The 17,863-nt window shown below is 39.9% G+C and carries 20 protein-coding genes; 12 read left to right on the top strand and 8 right to left on the bottom strand.

The genetic code is table 11. The features are described from left to right. Window positions 1-130 precede the first annotated feature (130 nt). On the top strand, window positions 131-379 hold the full coding sequence (locus AB6E30_RS19335; RefSeq protein WP_017062000.1) for a hypothetical protein: 249 nt from the start codon (window positions 131-133) through the stop codon (window positions 377-379). Window positions 380-397: 18 nt separating this feature from the next. Continuing rightward, entirely contained in the window at window positions 398-1,225 is an 828-nt protein-coding gene (locus tag AB6E30_RS19330) for a CPBP family intramembrane glutamic endopeptidase (RefSeq protein WP_017061999.1), read from the top strand. 489 nt (window positions 1,226-1,714) lie between these two features. Here AB6E30_RS19330 and AB6E30_RS19325 read toward each other — a convergent pair whose 3' ends face one another. The 3 genes from AB6E30_RS19325 to AB6E30_RS19315 all read right to left on the bottom strand — a co-directional run bounded on the left by AB6E30_RS19325 (window position 1,715) and on the right by AB6E30_RS19315 (window position 3,857). Continuing rightward, window positions 1,715-2,776, bottom strand: a complete 1,062-nt coding sequence (locus tag AB6E30_RS19325; protein ID WP_017098141.1) for a hypothetical protein — start codon at window positions 2,774-2,776, stop codon at window positions 1,715-1,717. Beyond that, window positions 2,769-3,599 (bottom strand): glycosyltransferase family 2 protein, encoded by an 831-nt coding sequence (locus tag AB6E30_RS19320; RefSeq protein WP_017061995.1) that lies wholly within the window; start codon window positions 3,597-3,599, stop codon window positions 2,769-2,771. Before AB6E30_RS19320 ends, AB6E30_RS19325 begins: the two co-directional genes overlap by 8 nt. A gap of 105 nt (window positions 3,600-3,704) precedes the next feature. Beyond that, entirely contained in the window at window positions 3,705-3,857 is a 153-nt protein-coding gene (locus tag AB6E30_RS19315; RefSeq protein WP_156168086.1) for a hypothetical protein, read from the bottom strand. 218 nt (window positions 3,858-4,075) lie between these two features. Between AB6E30_RS19315 and AB6E30_RS19310 the strand changes: the two genes are divergently transcribed. The 6 genes from AB6E30_RS19310 to AB6E30_RS19285 all read left to right on the top strand — a co-directional run bounded on the left by AB6E30_RS19310 (window position 4,076) and on the right by AB6E30_RS19285 (window position 8,102). Then, window positions 4,076-4,867, top strand: coding sequence for a hypothetical protein (locus AB6E30_RS19310; RefSeq protein ID WP_017061994.1), 792 nt, complete (start codon window positions 4,076-4,078; stop codon window positions 4,865-4,867). 401 nt (window positions 4,868-5,268) lie between these two features. Further along, window positions 5,269-5,814, top strand: a complete 546-nt coding sequence (locus AB6E30_RS19305; RefSeq protein ID WP_017061993.1) for an LPD25 domain-containing protein — start codon at window positions 5,269-5,271, stop codon at window positions 5,812-5,814. Further along, on the top strand, window positions 5,811-6,020 hold the full coding sequence (locus AB6E30_RS19300) for a hypothetical protein (RefSeq protein ID WP_017061992.1): 210 nt from the start codon (window positions 5,811-5,813) through the stop codon (window positions 6,018-6,020). Before AB6E30_RS19305 ends, AB6E30_RS19300 begins: the two co-directional genes overlap by 4 nt. A 194-nt stretch (window positions 6,021-6,214) precedes the next feature. Next, the gene (locus tag AB6E30_RS19295; protein ID WP_017061991.1) at window positions 6,215-6,607 is read left to right on the top strand and encodes a Rid family detoxifying hydrolase; all 393 of its coding nucleotides are present in this window, start codon (window positions 6,215-6,217) and stop codon (window positions 6,605-6,607) included. A gap of 158 nt (window positions 6,608-6,765) precedes the next feature. Beyond that, complete coding sequence (locus AB6E30_RS19290; RefSeq protein WP_372104891.1) at window positions 6,766-7,092, top strand: regulator; 327 nt, start codon at window positions 6,766-6,768, stop codon at window positions 7,090-7,092. 194 nt (window positions 7,093-7,286) lie between these two features. After that, entirely contained in the window at window positions 7,287-8,102 is an 816-nt protein-coding gene (locus AB6E30_RS19285; RefSeq protein ID WP_017061989.1) for a DUF2971 domain-containing protein, read from the top strand. A gap of 208 nt (window positions 8,103-8,310) precedes the next feature. On the opposite strand, the gene AB6E30_RS19280 is transcribed toward AB6E30_RS19285, so the two are convergent. The 4 genes from AB6E30_RS19280 to AB6E30_RS19265 all read right to left on the bottom strand — a co-directional run bounded on the left by AB6E30_RS19280 (window position 8,311) and on the right by AB6E30_RS19265 (window position 13,026). After that, window positions 8,311-9,612 (bottom strand): aromatic amino acid transporter, encoded by a 1,302-nt coding sequence (locus AB6E30_RS19280; protein ID WP_372104889.1) that lies wholly within the window; start codon window positions 9,610-9,612, stop codon window positions 8,311-8,313. Between the two features lie 214 nt (window positions 9,613-9,826). Next, a complete protein-coding gene (locus AB6E30_RS19275; RefSeq protein ID WP_017061987.1) occupies window positions 9,827-10,465 on the bottom strand; it encodes a ParB/RepB/Spo0J family partition protein in 639 nt (212 codons plus the stop codon). Next, on the bottom strand, window positions 10,455-11,732 hold the full coding sequence (locus tag AB6E30_RS19270; protein ID WP_029236519.1) for a DUF3440 domain-containing protein: 1,278 nt from the start codon (window positions 11,730-11,732) through the stop codon (window positions 10,455-10,457). Before AB6E30_RS19270 ends, AB6E30_RS19275 begins: the two co-directional genes overlap by 11 nt. A gap of 163 nt (window positions 11,733-11,895) precedes the next feature. Next, on the bottom strand, window positions 11,896-13,026 hold the full coding sequence (locus AB6E30_RS19265; protein ID WP_017061985.1) for a carbohydrate porin: 1,131 nt from the start codon (window positions 13,024-13,026) through the stop codon (window positions 11,896-11,898). A gap of 234 nt (window positions 13,027-13,260) precedes the next feature. Here AB6E30_RS19265 and AB6E30_RS19260 point away from each other — a divergent pair, with 234 nt between their 5' ends. Further along, window positions 13,261-14,460 (top strand): ParA family protein, encoded by a 1,200-nt coding sequence (locus tag AB6E30_RS19260; protein ID WP_016768704.1) that lies wholly within the window; start codon window positions 13,261-13,263, stop codon window positions 14,458-14,460. Further along, the gene (locus AB6E30_RS19255; protein ID WP_017061984.1) at window positions 14,460-15,533 is read left to right on the top strand and encodes a ParB family protein; all 1,074 of its coding nucleotides are present in this window, start codon (window positions 14,460-14,462) and stop codon (window positions 15,531-15,533) included. The genes AB6E30_RS19260 and AB6E30_RS19255 overlap by 1 nt, the downstream gene beginning before the upstream one ends. Window positions 15,534-15,820: 287 nt before the next feature. Here the strand turns inward: AB6E30_RS19255 and AB6E30_RS19250 are convergent, their stop codons facing one another. Beyond that, window positions 15,821-16,453, bottom strand: a complete 633-nt coding sequence (locus AB6E30_RS19250; RefSeq protein ID WP_017061983.1) for a LysE family translocator — start codon at window positions 16,451-16,453, stop codon at window positions 15,821-15,823. Between the two features lie 439 nt (window positions 16,454-16,892). On the opposite strand from AB6E30_RS19250, the gene AB6E30_RS19245 reads away from it, so the two are divergent. Then, window positions 16,893-17,069, top strand: a complete 177-nt coding sequence (locus tag AB6E30_RS19245) for a hypothetical protein (RefSeq protein ID WP_016768702.1) — start codon at window positions 16,893-16,895, stop codon at window positions 17,067-17,069. A gap of 152 nt (window positions 17,070-17,221) precedes the next feature. Further along, on the top strand, window positions 17,222-17,863 hold the full coding sequence (locus tag AB6E30_RS19240) for a winged helix-turn-helix domain-containing protein (protein ID WP_017061982.1): 642 nt from the start codon (window positions 17,222-17,224) through the stop codon (window positions 17,861-17,863).

The following is a 17,863-nucleotide window of genomic DNA, read 5'->3' as shown; positions in this document are numbered from 1 at the left end:
ATTTTTAACATCCAAGCAGGGAGGTTAGGTCGGAATGCAACAGATTTTAAACCGACAGGTCAGTTGTCCGTCCGCTCTCTCTTGGAACCGTGGATTTTATGATGTTTTATGTATGAGGGAGAGTTTAACAATGAAAGTATTAGCTACTGTTCATGAGATTGAGCAAGTTGTTGGAGGGAATCCTGGTCGTGGAATTGGAAGCTGGATCCGTGATTCGCTTGATAGAGCACACGCACCAGTTGCAAGAGCTCGTTATAGCGAATATCGCCAGCGAAGAGATAGCTCGGGAGATCGTGCTGCACAGGCTCGTTCTCGTTCGCGCAGCGATATGAATGACCGCCACGACAAAGGTGGCAGTAACCGTATTGGAGGCCGTTAGGTTTCGGAGTAATTTACGATGCGGTTAATGATCTTTGCTGTGGTGGTAATCTATATAGGTTATTTTTTTCCAAGTTATATTCTGCTTGATTACTACCTGCTCATTACCCGAGAGTGGGCACTTAATCCGAGTTTGGATCGAGTGCTCTACTCCGTTATCGCCTACTACTTGTTACCCGTTATCGCTTTTTCCACGTTGTTTATTAGTGCTCGGCGAGATAAGCATTGGAAGCAGTATTCAACCTCTTGGCCTAGAAACACATGTACATGGGGTGAAGGCGTATTGGTATTGCTTGGTTTGATCTCATTGAATTCTGTATCAAATTATATTCAATATATTGTTTTTGATTGGTTTTCTCCAGGCTATTGGCAGGCTCAAGCCTACAATTTCACGCCTTTGTTTTCAGCCTATGATGGTGTGATTGATTGGTTGAGTGTGTTAAGCAGCGTTATGGACGGTGTGTTTATTTCTCCCGTGATAGAAGAGCTTCTCTTTCGTTATTTGTTGTTTGTTATTTTAAGATCCGTTTTTGGGGTTACCTGCGCAGCATTACTCTCAAGCCTAATATTCGCTTCAATACATCAGTGGGCACTTTACGCCTTTATGTCAGGGATATTTTTATGCTGGGTCTTTGAGCGATATCGCCGCTTAGAAGTGGTCATTGCCATTCATGCTGGTCATAATTTGTTTATTTTACTTTATGACCTTGTTTATTACTTGATAACACAGCTTCACTTTAATCCTTGGGAGGCAGTTGACATTAGTATTATTGCGCTGCAAGCGGGTTATCTGGTGTTGTTTTTGCTCTTTATTTATTATCAGCGAAGAGAGTTTAGGGAGGAGTAATGTTAACAAGAAGAATGTTTCTTATACTTATTTACTTAAATATCGCCTTACTCTTTTTAAGCGTACTTTGGTTTTTAGTCCCATCTTTCAAACAGTATTCGTTAAGCGATTACTATGCTTACAGCGCCATTGTGATCTTAGTTCTGAGTGCTCTGGTTGCTCAAGGTGGCCGGAGTAGTACTGAAGTGACGGACAATAAAAATAATTACCGGGCGGTTGTGTTCTTGTTAACTTTGGGCTCGATATTAATGATTAAAAGCTTCGTGTTAACTTTGATTTAGAGGCTATTATCGTCACCATCAAAATATGTAGTTTCGTGTAAATCTTTGTTATAGCGGGTACCACATACATTGCATTTTATATTCTTGTATGAATTTGAGTAACCATATCCCCCAAGCAGTAATTCACAAATTTTTCCAAGGAAGGAGGTAGATCGATCGTGCTCTATGGTATGTGGAGTGTACTTTTTGCAGTTTTGGCAAAATAGCTTCATAAAGACTCCAAAGCTTCCACTAACTTTCTCTCAAGTGAGCGAGACATTACTCGACCTCTAGAGTTGTGGCTACCAAACAAGGCAAATGCTTCACAAAAGTTTTGATTCATTATCTCTAACTTTGCTCGAAGCATATCAATATGAAAGCCGTTAGTGTCAATACTGGAACCGTGAGTGCTTGTGATATTGGCAATAATTTCTTGTATATGTTCTTTATAAGCCTCTACCTCATAGAGCAAAGTCAAAGCCTCAAAGTAATCGTTATCACTCTGGTTAAGTGTTGCTGTTTTCAGGAGAATTTTAGCCTCAGTAAGTCGTGACGAAAAAATCAGTGAGAATAGTAAATAACAGTAGCAACCTGCGATATAAGTGTCATCTTGGTTCTCATTACTCTTAACTTGCCCTAAAAAGTTAAGAGCATTTTGATAGTTACCAATTTGGCAGTCTTCTTTAATTGAAAAGTAAACCCACCTTAGATCCGTCGGGAACTCTTTAACGTTCTTTTTGTTAAGTCGTGTATTTCTTATAAGTTTGGTTTTCATTTGCTCGAGAGAATACCCTCGATGTGTAATTGAGTGTTTTAGAGATATGTATGAGAAGTGCAATGCGTCATTGTTGGGCCTTACAATCTCATGCACAAATCCGAAATAGCAAAAGTGTGTCTTGTTAAAAATTCGAGGGATGTTACGCGCAACAGAGCCCGATTCGTCTACAACTGTAACTTCAAATACAGTATTTTCTGTGTTGGCTAAAGCTAGTAAGTAGAAAAGCTCATCAAAAAAAGAAGAGCTTACACGTTCATCAGAGTCAAGATGAAAAACAATGTCATTTGAACATAGGCTAGATAGGTAGTTTCTCATATGAGAAAAGTTATCCACCCACTCTAGAAAGCAAACTTTAATTTTTGAACCGGAGTAGTGTAAGGAAAGAGCATTGTACGCTACTAAATTGGTTGCTAGTATTACAACTTCATTACTCTGTTCTATTACACTGGATATCGTTTCTTTGATACTCTGTGATAGGTGGTCAGTCATAATGCATGTTGATAATTTAATCATCACATACCTCAATATATTTAATTGCTTTAATTTTTGTTGGATTATCTAAGGAGCTCATAATGGAAATAAAGGTATCTAATTCGTTGAAATACCGGGCTAACAAGGCATCTATAGCCTTTTTGAAGTAGTTTTCATTATTAATTTTGGTTAATTTTTTAAAAATATCTGAAGGGGTTATATATTTATCGGAATTAATGTATAAAGTCCAGTCGATTATTAGATACATAATGAAGAACTCATCAAACAAATCTTCTTGGTAGTTACTTAAAGATAATAGGAAGTTCCTTTTAAGTTTGTTTTTATTTATTATTATATCATTTTTGTACCCCGAATGTATGATATATATCTGGCTTAAACATTGTATTTTACTATTGTATGGCGTTAGTTGTTCATGAACATACCCGTAGTAATAGAAATCTGATGTCTTAAACATTCTAGGAATGGAATAGCCTTTCTCCTTTTTATCTTCAGTAACACTGACTATGTAAGGACATATGGCGTTGGTGCCTTCTGGTGCCGAAAGAATAACTTCTTTTAGATTGAACTGTTCTTTTATTATTTCATCAGCATCGATGGTAATGACCCATTCATAGCTCACTTGAGATAAAGCAAAATTTCTCGCTGAAGAAAAATCATCATCCCATTCAAAATGGTAAAGTTTTATTAATTTAGATTTGATACTTTTGATTATATTAATAGTTTCATCTTTAGAACCAGTGTCTACTACAATTATTTCGTCAACATGATTGAAGAGTGAAAGGATAGCATCTTTGATACTCTCTTCTTCATTTTTACAGATTATGTATGATGATAATTTAACCATGTCGTTAATCTTTTATTCTGGGTTTTGTCTATAGAACTAAGATAAAGCACTGGCTAACTAGTCAGCGCTTTAGTAGATGTATAATATCTATACTCTCGAAAGGTATTAGCGCTGAGAGCAGCGCCTTTCCGGTCGACGTGCCGCTTTAGCCCCGGCACTATTACGATTTTCCCTGTATCTATCTAAAGCCCTAGAAAGTCCACGACTGCAACCACCACCAATCAACATCATTTCTTCTTCAGTTAATAATTTAGACATAATAATATTCCTTAGTAAAAGTTAGTCATATACCTATTAGCATGATGGGATTACCATACTAAAGCGTATCTAACCGTCAAGGATAGTATAATTTTAATGACCATTACTAATTAATTAAATAATAAATTATATAAAATGAACTAGTATAACTGACGTTATGTGGTAGTTTCTTAAATGAAATAAATTTAATTTATAATTAATAAAACTTTGAGTGTAATATGATGAATAAAAGTCATAAGAAATTTATTATATGGGGTAGTTTGCTGAGTGTTTTTGCCATTATGATAAGCCAGCGCAATCTTAGCCCTGAGTTAATATTTCCTAAATGTGAGATTAACAAGCCAGTTCAATCAAAGATCACTTTTTATATTGATGAGTCCGTTGTGTATAAAAATGAAATTGTCGGAAAACTGCATGAAGCCGTGGCAATGTCTAACACAATATTAGCTAACTCTTGTGTACCTATTATTCGCTCTTTTAAAGAGAGTCGATTTATATCTATGCCAAAGAGTTTTTCATCTGTTTCCTCTCTACATTCTGCCTTAAAAGAAGAAGTAGGTGCTTCCGAAATTGACCATCTTAGAAGTAACCCAATAGAGCAGTATGTGGTCGTTCTTGGTGAGAATCACCCTGTCGTCCTTGAGCAAGAGATTCACGGCATGACAATGATGAATATGAATGATAGCTTTATTGTCTTATCTGAGAAATTTCCTGTTACCGTTTTAGAACACGAATTTGGGCACTTAGCTTGGGCTATGCATGAGCAGCCAGATACTGAAAGTGGTAAGTTTTGGATTAATGAGCAAGTTTTCCCTGGTAATATAAACAAGGTAAAGCCTTACGCGGGTGCTTATCGTTGCTCGAATTACGGCACTGTCATGAGCTATGCTACACAAGTAGTTCCTGCGTACTCTAGCCCCCTGATTAGTAATAACGGAGAGTTATGTGGTCACGAAGTTAAGGGCGATAATGCTAGGGTTATGCAGGAATACGCTGAAAGTTTAAGATAACTCCTTCTAAAGTTTTCTCTTCACTTGAAGCACCCTACGGGCTACCTGCTTTATTTCGCGAACCTCCTCGCTCGTTCCTCACTCTTCGGTGGCTCAACCAAGCCATCTTCAATCACAAACAACGTGCTTTACGTTGTCTTGTCCGTTCCGGTCACAATCAGGGCTAGACAAGCTTTCACTTTCGCGGCCAAGTGCTGTCTGAGTGTGCTTTGGCTTGTGCTCTATTTGTCCTTCGGTTGAGTTTCAGCGACTCGTTTGCGCCACTTCTAATCCTTTGCCAGCAGAACTTCACCATCAAAAGTAAAATGAACGCTACGCGCTTTTGACGGTGAAAACCGTGCCGTCAGTCGGGAAGTTAGGCGAAAACGACGATGAAACCCTAATAACCCAAGGAGCACACCATGCCACATTCCCTTTCTTTGCACACTCACAGCACTAAGCCCGCAAAAGCGAGCAACGTATCCCCGTTGCATCCGTCAGGCTCTACAACAATGAAGGTTGCGCCGTTGTCAGTTTTGATTCACTGGTCTGAATCTTCCAGGCTACAAACCGATGAAGAATTTGAGTTTGAAATCTTTGAGGCCATCGCACTCAAAGCCGCACTAGATAACCCATTAGGCGGTTACGACAAAGCAGAAGTAACGGTAAAGTTTGAAGGTGGTCATCTGCATCGGTGTCGAATTGATTTGGGGTGTGGAGGCAATGAAATCGGCTTCGCTGATCATTGCTTTCGCATCCTGGAATATTCTGAATCTCTAAAGAAATCAGAGCCGAATCATTGGTATTTAACTAACCCGCAAGGCAAAGAACTAATAGAGCTGTTGAAAACATATCAACTCAATCGACAACAAGTGGCCAATGGCCGCCAGAGCGCGTTTGAAAAAGTACGTGTAGCTAAAGCGCAGAATAAAGGGATGGTTCAAACACGTTGTGAGGTTAAGCAATGAAAGCATTTGTATTAGATACCCGACTAGTTCGACTGTTTGAAAGGTTAGCTGCCCTTAACCCGCCAGTAGGTCAAATGGTGTCGGCTTTAAATGTTGTGTTACAACAATCGGGCTCTCACATTGAAAGTAAGCAGGATTTCTGTGATTTCATTGAACAAGTAGAACGATTCCAAGCCGAAAGCTCGAGCGAGGGTTTTAGTGAGTGAAGGGGCTAGTTAACCAGATGGTGGGCTTTGTCCGTGCTTCGCACGTCAAAGCCCCAAAACAAATGAAGCAAATTCATTGCACCTTTTTCTTTTCTATCAGTAACTTATTTTTAATTATGACTAAATAATAAGTGTTTTTTCAGCTAATCCTATAGCTTGGTTGAGACATATAAAACGAATAGGACTGGGAAAACATGCGCAAAATCATTGATACTCAAGCAGCCCCAAAAGCGATCGGACCATATTCTCAAGGGGTCATCACTGGTGGGCTAATTTTCACTTCAGGTCAATTACCATTGAGTCCTCATACAGGACTTTTGGTCAAAAGTAGTCTGGAGAAGCAAACCGTGCAGTGTCTAGAGAACATGAGAGCGATTTTGCTCCATGCAGACGCTGACATGTCAGATGTAGTGAAAACAACCGTCTACCTTACCGATATGATGAGCTTTTCCGTGGTAAATGAAATTTATAACGATTTCTTTATTAAGAACGGCGCCAATTTTTTCCCTGCGAGAACCTGCATCGAAGTATCGAAACTTCCTCTCAATGCCCTGATTGAAATAGAGGCCGTTGCTGTCGCGCCTTAGCTGTTACTCGTTTCGTTTTTTAGCCCCAGCCTATAGCTGGGGTTACTATTTAGACATACCTTAGTGCGTACTTTTTCTCCTTATGTTTAATGGTGTAAATCTTACAAATCCAATGCAACCTATTATATTTATGGCTTTTATCACCTAAGTATCGCGAAATGAGTAAGAATTACATTTTTCGAGAGTTAGAGTGCCAAATGACCAAGGAAGAGGTCGCTGAACGCTGTTTTAAAACTGTGAGGAATGTCACGGGTTGGGATGAAGGAAAACCGATACCACCTGAGTGTAAAAGGCTTATGCGTATGGCAAAAGGTCGGGAACAGTTCAAAATGTTATACGACCGAATGGAACTCCCAACTGGACAAATAGTTAAGCCACAACAAATCCTAGCAGGGATTGCGCTTTTGGGGATTCAATCAAAGCTTGAAATCAAGACTTCTACTCACTTAATGAAAATAGCTCGTGCTATAGCTAAGATCATGTAACTCTTTACATAAACCACTGTTATTTAAAGTTTCTCAACATATAATCGATGGGGTAAGTGTGCTGTATAGGAAGGTTCTGGTTCATTTATCAGAGTCTTTCTATCTAGGTTTCGATGACAATGTCTATAAGCTTGATAAAAGGCTTTTTTTTGTATTGAAGCAAGAGCCCTCCATAAATTGCTAGGAGTTATGAATTGAGCCGTTTTGAGCCGTTGTATAAATTTCGGGAAGTTAACAAATACAGTTTAAGTTCAATCGCTGAGAACACATTGTGGTTTTCACATGTGGATGATTTCAATGATCCTTTTGAGTTGTTTTACAAAATAATTTCTGGAATCAACTTAGATAATATGGACGATGCTCTTGAGGTCTACCTTAGCTACGCAGAAAAGAATCAGATGTCCAATGCAGACTTTAAGAATGGATTTCTTAAAACTCTGGCTACGTTAGATGAAGAGGCGAAGTATTCCATCATTGAGAAGATATCGGACACGATAAAACCTCTACAAGACGACAAAATCCACAAAGTTAAATCAGATAACAAAATCTTTAGCCTATCTTTTGCAAACGATCATCCTTTGCTTTGGGGTCATTACGCTAATGGTCTAAAAGGGATGTGTATTGAATATGACTTCAATAAGCAAAAAAAACCACTCAATATCGGCTACTGTCCAGTAGATTACTTGGATAAACCATTCACGATAAACGTACTTAACTTATTGAAAAATAATACTGATATATCTATTTACGGTAATGAGATATTTGCGACTAAAAATGAAGTTTGGTCTTACGAAGAAGAGTTTCGGCTAGTATCTGAAAATGAAGTTATGCCTGAAAACAAATACCAGTTGAGCGAAGATGTTATTAGTTCGATTATCATTGGCGAAAAAATGTCTGTTGAAGACCAATTAAAAGTCAAAAGCACAATCGGTGATAGGAATATCAAATTGTATAAAGCAGTCGCAGTTCCATCTGATTTCAGAATTGATATTGTCGAATACGAAGACTAGTAAGCAAAAGCAATGTCAGTTAATTGCTGTTGCTTATGCCGAATTTACCCCCGTGATACATAACGGGAAAAAGCAAAAATACACGGGTAGCTAAAGGTTAAATATAACGTTACAGGGTCACCGCTAGGTTGAGGAGCACTAGCCCTAATTTAAAAGTTTTTGGGTGGAAGATTAAGTGACACGGAGTGCCACTTAGGAATGAGTAAGATTATACGCCGTTAAAAACAGGCAGAGCTTCGAACATGACTAATACGTTGATAACAATGATGCCCACACCGTAAATGAATACCCCAATCAACACCAACTCTCCTCCAGGTACTCGATAAGGTTTCGCTTGCTGATGTTGTTCGTCGTTATTTTCTTGGTTGTTAAAAATAGCTTTCTGTAACCTAGATTTTCTAGCTAGCAATGCCGGTACGATACACGCCCAAATAGCCGCGGCCGATGCGGCATAACCAATTGCGGCTAGAAAACCGAAAGGAAAGAGAAGAGAAAAAATCAGCGGCGGAATAAATGTGACCGCCCAAGTTTTGGTTCTGCCTTTTGAACTCGCATCAAATTGGAATAAATCGGCTAAAAAATCGAATACCCCCAAGCCAACCCCTATAAAGCTCGACAAAATAGCGGCCGCGGAAAAAGCGCTAATGACATTTGATAACGTTTCTTCTGCTAAGACAGATTTTAGGCTAATGAGTAAGGTGTCTATATTGCCACCTTCGGCAATGATAGGTCCGAAATTTACTCTTGGTAAGTTCCCATAAATACTCATTAACCAAACAGTGTAAGTAAAAAGAGCAATGATCGTTCCGCCCATGATGGCTTTTTGTGCAAGCCTTTCCTCACGGTAGTAATCTCGTAATGTTGAGACGCTATGTTGGTACCCAAACGCGGTCAAGGCAATGGGGAAAAAGACCCACACGTATTGCGCATACTCAAATTTCAGATGAGCAGTATCAAGCAAAGTACTGAGGTTGACATTAAACCAAAGGCCTACGGTGCCAAAGCTAAAGCTAATGATCATAAACAGCATTAAGACTATCGAAATACGGTCGACCATTTTTGTTGAATGCCAAACTAGCCCAGAAAAGATAAAAACGAAAAGGATGGAGGCCAGTTGGGGGGCAATACCAAAATATTCATTCAAAATTAGTCCTGAAGAGGTGATATAGGCATACAGCAAGATCCCCCCGACAAAGTAAATCATTAGGTTATTAAAGAAATTAACCTCTTTACCTAACAAGTCTTTCGTTATGGAAGAGAAAGATGACCGGTAAGGGTAATCTTTTAAAACTTCGAGCAACAAACAGCCACTAGTTGTCATGATAATCATGGTGAAGACCAAAGCCATTAAAGCCCCTATGGTCCAAACTCCAGCCCCAGCGGCTGGGAGCCCAAGCATACCTGCACCAACGCAAATACATGCGACGATACACGCCCCTCCGATAAGTGAAGGCGTCTTCACGGTCATTGATGGTTTCACATTATCCATAACCTGTTTTGTACTATCCATAAATGGTTACCTTTCATTGGTTCGACATTGCTTTTTATATGACCACTACCCGCTTCGTAATGTTGGGCAGAATTTTAAAATCAAAAAAAGCGCTAGAATCAAGGACTCTAGCGCTTAGCTTTTAGAATAAAATAGTAATTACATACTAAATTAGGCACATAATTAGACATGAACCGAATAACGTTCGTCATCGTTTTCATCTGAAGAAAGGTGATTACTCCCATGATTGAGAGAAGTCCTGATCTTTAAAGGCTGCAGCAAGGCCAGTGACCTGCTGCAATCGTAAAACCTCATCTTGGTCCATCCCTAGTTCGTAACAAATTTTATTATTCGTCCAACCCATTCCTTTAAGCTGAATGATCAGGTCTGCTGTGAGCTCTACTTGATGGGAGCCTCGCGCAAGATTATGACGAACAGATGCCGCCATACACTTTTCTTCAGGCAAACTAAGCACCACTGCAGGAATATAGCCCTTTAATACTTGTAGCTCAGGGTGATTCAACAATAATTGATAACGATGAAACCCATCGATGACGACGTATTTTTTCAAGGATGTCTTCAATCGATTAACTAAAATAGGCATGGTTATACCATTTTTATCCATCGACGTTTTTAGGAGCTTACTTTCTGGAGGCGCCATTTTATTTGGGTTGTATTGGTTAGCTTCTATCTCATCAAGTGGGATCATTTCAACATGACAAGCGGGCGGTAAATCAGGAATAAGCTCGATGAGTACTTTGGCCGCTTTATTGTAAATTGCGACCTTGTCAATGGCTTGTTTGTTCGTGTTCTTGATAGGTTTCAACGGCTTCTTGATGCGACGTTGATAAGCTAGAGTAGGTTCACTTTCCATTCGTATCACTCTCTTCTCCATAGAGGGCATGGTATTGTTTTGCTAAGGACTTGTTGTACCCAAAAGAGAGTCCTCGGCACCAATAGTCATTTTTAATCAGTACTTTACAAATCCTTCTCCAACTTGGAACTTGCTTCCTAGATTCCAATTTACTCTCTGCGTAATCAGGGATGCAGGTCACTCCTTTTTGAGGACCGTTTTTACGCCACCACTGTAAGAACTTAAAAATTCGGTCTCGGTAATGTTTTTCTACATGTGGCGGCATGGTTTTCAGAAGGTATTTACTGTATTGCCGGTAGCTAAGTCCCGGTGGTAATTCAAAGCGATAATAACCAAGGATACGCCCCTGGCTTTTTGAGTATCGAGCACCAAAGTTACACCCTTCTACTCTGGCAACCAGTTTTTGCCAGGTATCAGGCTCTAATATTTGATATAGCCAAAGGCCCTTTCTTTGCTCATCTCCAAAAGGTTGGCAAAGTCGCTGCTGTGAAAGAGGGACGCCGGCCTTATGCATTAAGTCGTAAATACGGTTGTAATCCCAATTGAAGCGCGAGTTCGCGACCCAAATATCTGGAGTTTTCCAATCATAAAGAGGGTAAGCCATGTAGACGTCACCCTGCATTTGAGTCGTCCAATATTTATCATCAAATTTCTTTTTGGCGCGATTTTTAATAGTTTTAAAACGATGCAAAGACTCATCCGCTCGTATACCAATGAGTACAGCAATTGGTGTGCCTTTCTTTTGTTGGTACCAATGAGCAAATTTAAAAACGAAATCCTCAAATTCCATGCCTTTATTAAAAAACGGGAGATAATCAAGAGCAGAAATCACACCTTCATGCTGTGGGACTTCCCTGACCCATTGCGCTTTTTTATCAGGGTCCCAACAAAGCCATTTAGGCTGAAATTGTGAAATTGAATTTCTTAAACTAAGCGGTAAGCAAACCCAGTATGGGTTTACTTCGCCACGAAGTACCATACGCTCAATAAAAGCATGAGTTTCGTGGTATTGGGCTTCGAAATCTACGATGAGTACATCAACAGGCAGTCGGCCACGTTTTTTTGATTCTTGGATAGTTAAGTTCAAAAGAACACCAGAATCTTTCCCTCCGGAAAACGAGACATAAAAGTGGCTAAAGTTGTCGAGAAGGTACAATATTCTTTGGCGCGCTCCTTCAAGCACATTGTAATCCTGCTGAATCTTGTCTCGAGAGAAGTAACCTTTTCTTCTTCCCTTAGTAATACTAGGTACGCCCTTGGTAATCATGGGTTCACGAATGTTATTTAACATTCAAACCAAGGTACGTAGATTTCGTGTTTTTTATAAATTAATTATTGGTAATTAATTTAATTTCTAGGTACAGATTTGAAGCCTCATCATAAAGAGCCGCTCTCCCGTTGTGATTTAGGTAAGAACGGCTTGGCTTACATTAAAAACCAAAGTGAAGGTTGCCTCTTAAACCTATAATCCAACTGTCATCGGCTTTTGAGTTAAACGGTAAAGTGTGAAGATATTGCACATTAGGAGTTAACGAGAGAGCCCCCCAATTCATGCGGTAATAGATTTCTGAATTATAAGAATCATCTAGTTCGGCATTAGGTTTAGCCCAACCTAGAGCGATACCAAGCATTCCAGACCCTACCCCACTATATCCTGTGCCAAACACGACCGAAGATTTGTATAGAGCCTCAGGTCCTTGCGCGACCCCGGCTCTGAAAAATGGTATCCATGAGCCGGTTTTATATATGGACGACCAATTTGCGCCATAGTTTTCGCTAGCTTTCTCTTTTGGCCCATCACTGTGCCAAACTGTTAGGTGTGAATTCTTCAAATAAAAATCGTCTTTCGACTCCACCCAACCTATTTCTAGGGACTTAAAATATTGATTATCATTGATGAACTGTTCAACACCATCGAAAGGCTTAGTCGAATCAGCTTTTGCATCAGAGAAACTTGCATAAAAATAATAGTTTTCCGACATCATATGGCGTAGAACGCCGCCGAATGTTGATTCATCTGGGATTGGGATGGAACCGGAACCGGTACTAAACTGTAAGTTAGAAAAACCATAGTAAGGGTTACCCAACTGATAAGTATCAACATAATCAGTCGTATCTAAAAAACCAACCATCATATCGGTAGATTGTTTATTAAAGGTTTGTGTCCAATAAAGATTTGTTAACCTTAAACCTATATCACTAAAAGCTGGTTGGATTAAACCAAACCCTCCGACATTACCCATGACAAATTCAGAGGGCGTACTATCTGTATAACCGTGCTTATGATCAACCCTCAGCTGCAAAGCTCCGGTATCACTCTCTTTTTGGTAAGCTAGCCAATTCAATGTAATCCGTGCAATACCAGCTGCCGCACTGCTGTCTTTGTTCGGCAAGCTCTCACTGGACGTTAAACCAAAAACATAATAATCCACAGCTCCCTTTAGAGCTTTATCTTCAGCCGCATTCGTCAATGTTGGCGTGCCAAAGACAAACATTACGGCTCCCAAAAGCGTTAGCCAAAAACGCTTTGTCTTTTTCGTAAATGGTACATTCTCGCTCATATCAATAACTTCCTGTTGTTGTCATGGTAGTTGTACGGCTCGGCTCAACTTTTGTTAGTCAGAAGGTATTAAGAGGGAGTTGAAAAACGAAATCTTGTAATTAATAGGTAATTTAAGCGCTCGGATTTATCCATTTGTCATACTCATTTATTAAAATCACAAATCCCTCATTTTTAGATACCAACATCAAAAATTGAGGTATATACTATTTCTCATTCCTATACGGAGGCAGAAATGGACAACCAACACACTACAACCACATTTCAAGCGCTTAAAACCGGTGCAGACGCTTACATTCAACGTCGTAATCAACGTTTATTGGCTAATCACCGCAAAGAGTTGCGTAACTTTACTCGAGCAGAAGCATCGGCCTATCTTGGCATTGATGCAAAAACGCTTGATCGCTATGTTACCGCTGCGGCGATAGATCCTCGTCGTCATGAAGACTCGCAATGGTCGATCGATATCGCGGAAATGTACAAGGTACGTAACTTACTGCCGGAAAATCTACGTAAAGACGCTAAGTTCATACGCAGTGAGCAGCAAAAAACGCAAGTGATGGTTATCCAGAACCAAAAAGGCGGTGTTGGCAAAACCGTTTCTGCCGCGACTATCGCATCAGGTTTGGCGACCGAATTTCATCAAGAATACCGTGTTGGTTTAATAGACATGGATGGCCAAGCCACGCTTTCGATGTATTACGCACCCGAAGCCGAGCAAGAAGGTAACTTGTCTGTTGGTGATCTGATGATGAAAACCTTCGATCTTGATGAAGGTGAAACCGTTGAACAAGTTATCTCTGAAGCCTTTCTTGAAACGACTATCCCAAACTTACGCATTCTACCTGCAGCACAAAGTGACCGTGCGATGGAAGGTTGGTTTCATGAGCAAGTGTTCGGCCAAACCTTAGCTTCACCTTATTCACTACTAAAGGACATCATCGATAGCGTTAAAGACGAGTTCGATATAATCATTATCGACACTCCACCTTCGCTCGGCTATGCGACCTTTAACGCGTATTTTGCCGCGACGAATGTAGTGTTCCCGTTATCGATTACAGAGAATGATATTGATGCTACCTGCTCTTACTTCAGCTACATTCCTCAGGTGTGGGCGCTGTTAGAGAACGCAAACCATGAAGGCTACGACTTCATGAAAATATTACTGACTAACCATCGTGATAGTTCAACCACGACCGAATTAATGAATAACCTGTACGATCAGTTCTCTCCTTACTTGTACTCTAAAGAGTTTAAGCACAGCGAGGCTGTCCGCCAGTCGTCTTCCCTACTCTCGACCGTTTTTGACATGTCGAAAAGTGAATACCCGAAAAGCAAAGCAACCTTCCAAAGCGCGCAACAAAACAGCTATGAAGTAACAAGCCAAATATTGCGCGATATTCTCAACGTTTGGCGTGAACAGGAGAACAAATAATGGCGAAAAAACGTGGCGGCAGCCCTCTAGGCAATGCTCCTGGTTCAGCGCAAGCACAACAGTCCGCGGCCAAAGCTAATTTAGACACACTCACCAATCAACTCAGCACTGAGCTAGAAAAAAGTGGGCAAAACGCCGAAGATTACCTTAGAACAAAGTTCGGTTTAGAGTCCGTTGGCAAAAAAATGGTTTGGCAACTAGCTTCTGGGTCAACTGCGACCTTCAACGAAGTGACATTGTCACACGATCAAGTTAAGCAGAACTCTTTTGTAACCTTTGATGTGAATGGCCGTGACCAATCTTTGCTAACCAAAGAGTCTTTGGAAGATTTGAACTCGTTAGAATTTCAACAGTTTTACCCTGCTGTTGGTCGAGAAATAGATGGTCGTATCGATGTGCTTGATGGATCTCGCCGTCGAGCTTGGTTCTTACTTCAAGAAGGCCGCGTAAAAACATTCCGAATCCTCGTCACCCAAGACGAACTGTCTACAGCCGATGCCAAAGCACTAGCAAAACAGTTGCAAACCGCAAAAGAGCACAACCAACGCGAAATTGGCTTACAGTGTCAAACTCTAATGAAGAACGGTGAACTCACTCAAGAAGAGACGGCAAAGATCTTAAATATAAGCCGCCAAGCAGTAGGTCGAGCGCTAAAAGCAGCCAGCATTGACAGTAAATTGATTGCACTATTCCCTGTCGTTAACGACTTATCTCATACTGATTATTCACTGCTAGCTAAAGTGATGAAAGCCTTTATCAATGATAAGAAAGCTCTGAACAGTTTCATAAAAAAAATAGACATTAAATCTGTCAATGCTCAGCCTGAGCAGAGCCAAGAAGATACCAAAGACGAGCTGATTACTTACATAAAAAATGAGTTAAAGATTGTTGAAGCCAAACAACAATCAGACAAAGCTACCGTGACTTCGTTAGCTGAATTCGACAGTAAAGGCATGTTCGCACGTAAAAAAGTGAAAGGCCGTAACTTCTCGTATGAATTTGGGCGATTGTCCAAGGATGTTCAAGCTGAACTTGATGAGGCTATCCAATCAGTCCTAGGTAAACATCAGTAACCCTCTCAAAAAGGCTCTATATTCCTCGGAGCCTTTCTCCTTCTCTATAATCACTAGAATTCCACATAAAAAATAGGATGACTACAAGTAGTACGACTAAGCTATTAATAACAAAGTAAACTTGGGGAACTTCCTTATTAGGCTTAGGATTACTTCATCCTTTATATCCAAAAAATTGGCTAAGTGCAGAGTGTTTGACTCGAGGTGAGCCAACGTTCAAATGGTGGTTCAAACCTGGCGCAAAAACCATTAATTTATGGCTAATAAATGAAACCCAAGGCCTTGAGTTAATTTCCCCCTAAAAACGCCATCCCCCCTAAAACAATCAATATACCGCCAGCGCATCGAATACTATAAGAGAGCCACTTTGGTCTTTTCGTCACCCAAAATCTTAAACCCGATATCCCCAAAACACATAAGAAATCTGCACTGCTAAACATTACATTGGTAAAGACCCCCAAAATGAAGAGCTGAACTCCTACCGATATTTCCGATTCATGCGCTACAAACTGGGGAAGAAAAGCAAAATAAAACAAGGCGGCTTTCGGATTAAGAACATCGACAAACACACTATCCCAAAAGATTTTACGAGGGGAGCTTAACAAAGGGTCACCAAGCGCAGACTCAAAATGAACATGAGAGGTTATCTTTTGATAACCAAGATAGATAAGATAAATGCCCCCTATTTTCTGAATGATCTCTTGCAACAAAGGGGAGTTACTAAAAACCGTCGCGAGACCAAATGCGACAAGAATGACATGAAAGTATCCTCCAACATGCAGACCTAACACAGACAGTAACCCAATTTTTTTACCGCTAGAGACCGTCTGGGCGACACTATAAAGCATCGCTGGACCAGGCATAAAAGCGTAAAGAAGAACCACCGTAACAAAAATCAACAACTGATTACTTTCTAGCATTCTTACCCTCCTTTATTTCCTATCACACTCAAAAAACCATCACCTTGAAGGACGGCGTTTTTTTTGAGTGATTCTGTCCTAGATAAACAAAGACTTTATAATTTCATAGAAGTAACTAGATGATACCGAAGAGACAAAGGGGTTAGCTCTAAGTTAGCGGTCAAAGATTCGATGTGGTTAGGCACCCCGCAGCCCTTCGAAAACCACCTAGCTACCAACGAATAAGCTAATGTTTTTTCTAGAATTTAAAGCTAATTTACCTATAAATAATACCCATTCACTCCGCCTGAATTAAACGCCCACCCTCAACCAATTAACCACAACAAAAAGGGGGGATAAATAGAGTCATTAATAATCATTTTTTATTAAGAATTAGGAATCTATAGCTATAAATTGAAAGGATGTGATATGAATAAATTCTCAAAAGGAGTTTGGGGTTATGGACACACTTATATGCCGTTCTTTCCAATCATTTATCGACTTCTGCGACAACGAGATCGTTGAGGGCAAAAATGTTCATTGCACCTTTAAAGCCTGCAAGGACAATGACTGGCGTTGGATGAAGATCTACTTAGAAGACAAAGGAGGTAAAAATCTCACCTTCAGTTTCATATAAAACAGATAGCATTATCTAATGTGCAAAAAGCCTTACACTTCAATTCAAATTTTATTCACAAATTTATTAATAATATTCAAAATATGAGCCATTATATAAAAGCCTAGGGATTATAATCTAATCACCCTTCTCTAGGTATATGGAGAAACACTATGTTAAGAGCACAACTGGACAACGTAAAACTGCCTATAGGTAATTGCGTACTGCAAAGAGACGACTCGGGGGCTCAACTCATCCTCAGTAATCAAAAATCATTTTCAATCACTCTACCTGAAAGCTGCATATTAGAAACTCTGATCCAAAAAGAAGAATTTATTTCGACTAAAGAAGAGCTGATCATTGCTGCGTGGGGGAACCCGGATATCATCGGCCCTAACTCTTTGCCAGTCGCTATTACCAATCTTAGAAAAGTCTTAGAACTTGATAGTATCAAAATCGTAAATGTTCCAAGAAAAGGTTACAAGATCCACATTCCTGAATTTGAAACTTCGCTAGACCCACCGAAACAGATAAAGTTACCTCGTTCTAGCCAGTTTTCGTGTCCACTCAAAAGAACATCAAACAACTACTTAAGACTCTACCAATGGGCTCTTGTTGGCCTATCTTCCACAATCCTCTCTGTACTAATAATCAGCTATTTCTACTTCTGGCACGAATTTGACATCGTCAACGTCAACGTCAATAACCAATCGAGCCAAATCTGCCTAACTAAAAAGGATGAACTTCAATTCATCTTAGCCTCTCAAAAAAACTTAGCTTCTCAGTCCCAGGAAAACTATCACACTAATCCATAA

Source organism: Vibrio sp. 10N.247.311.12, assembly GCF_041467515.1.
GTDB classification, from domain to species: domain Bacteria; phylum Pseudomonadota; class Gammaproteobacteria; order Enterobacterales; family Vibrionaceae; genus Vibrio; species Vibrio crassostreae_C.
This window is presented reverse-complemented; position numbering and strand designations above follow the sequence as displayed.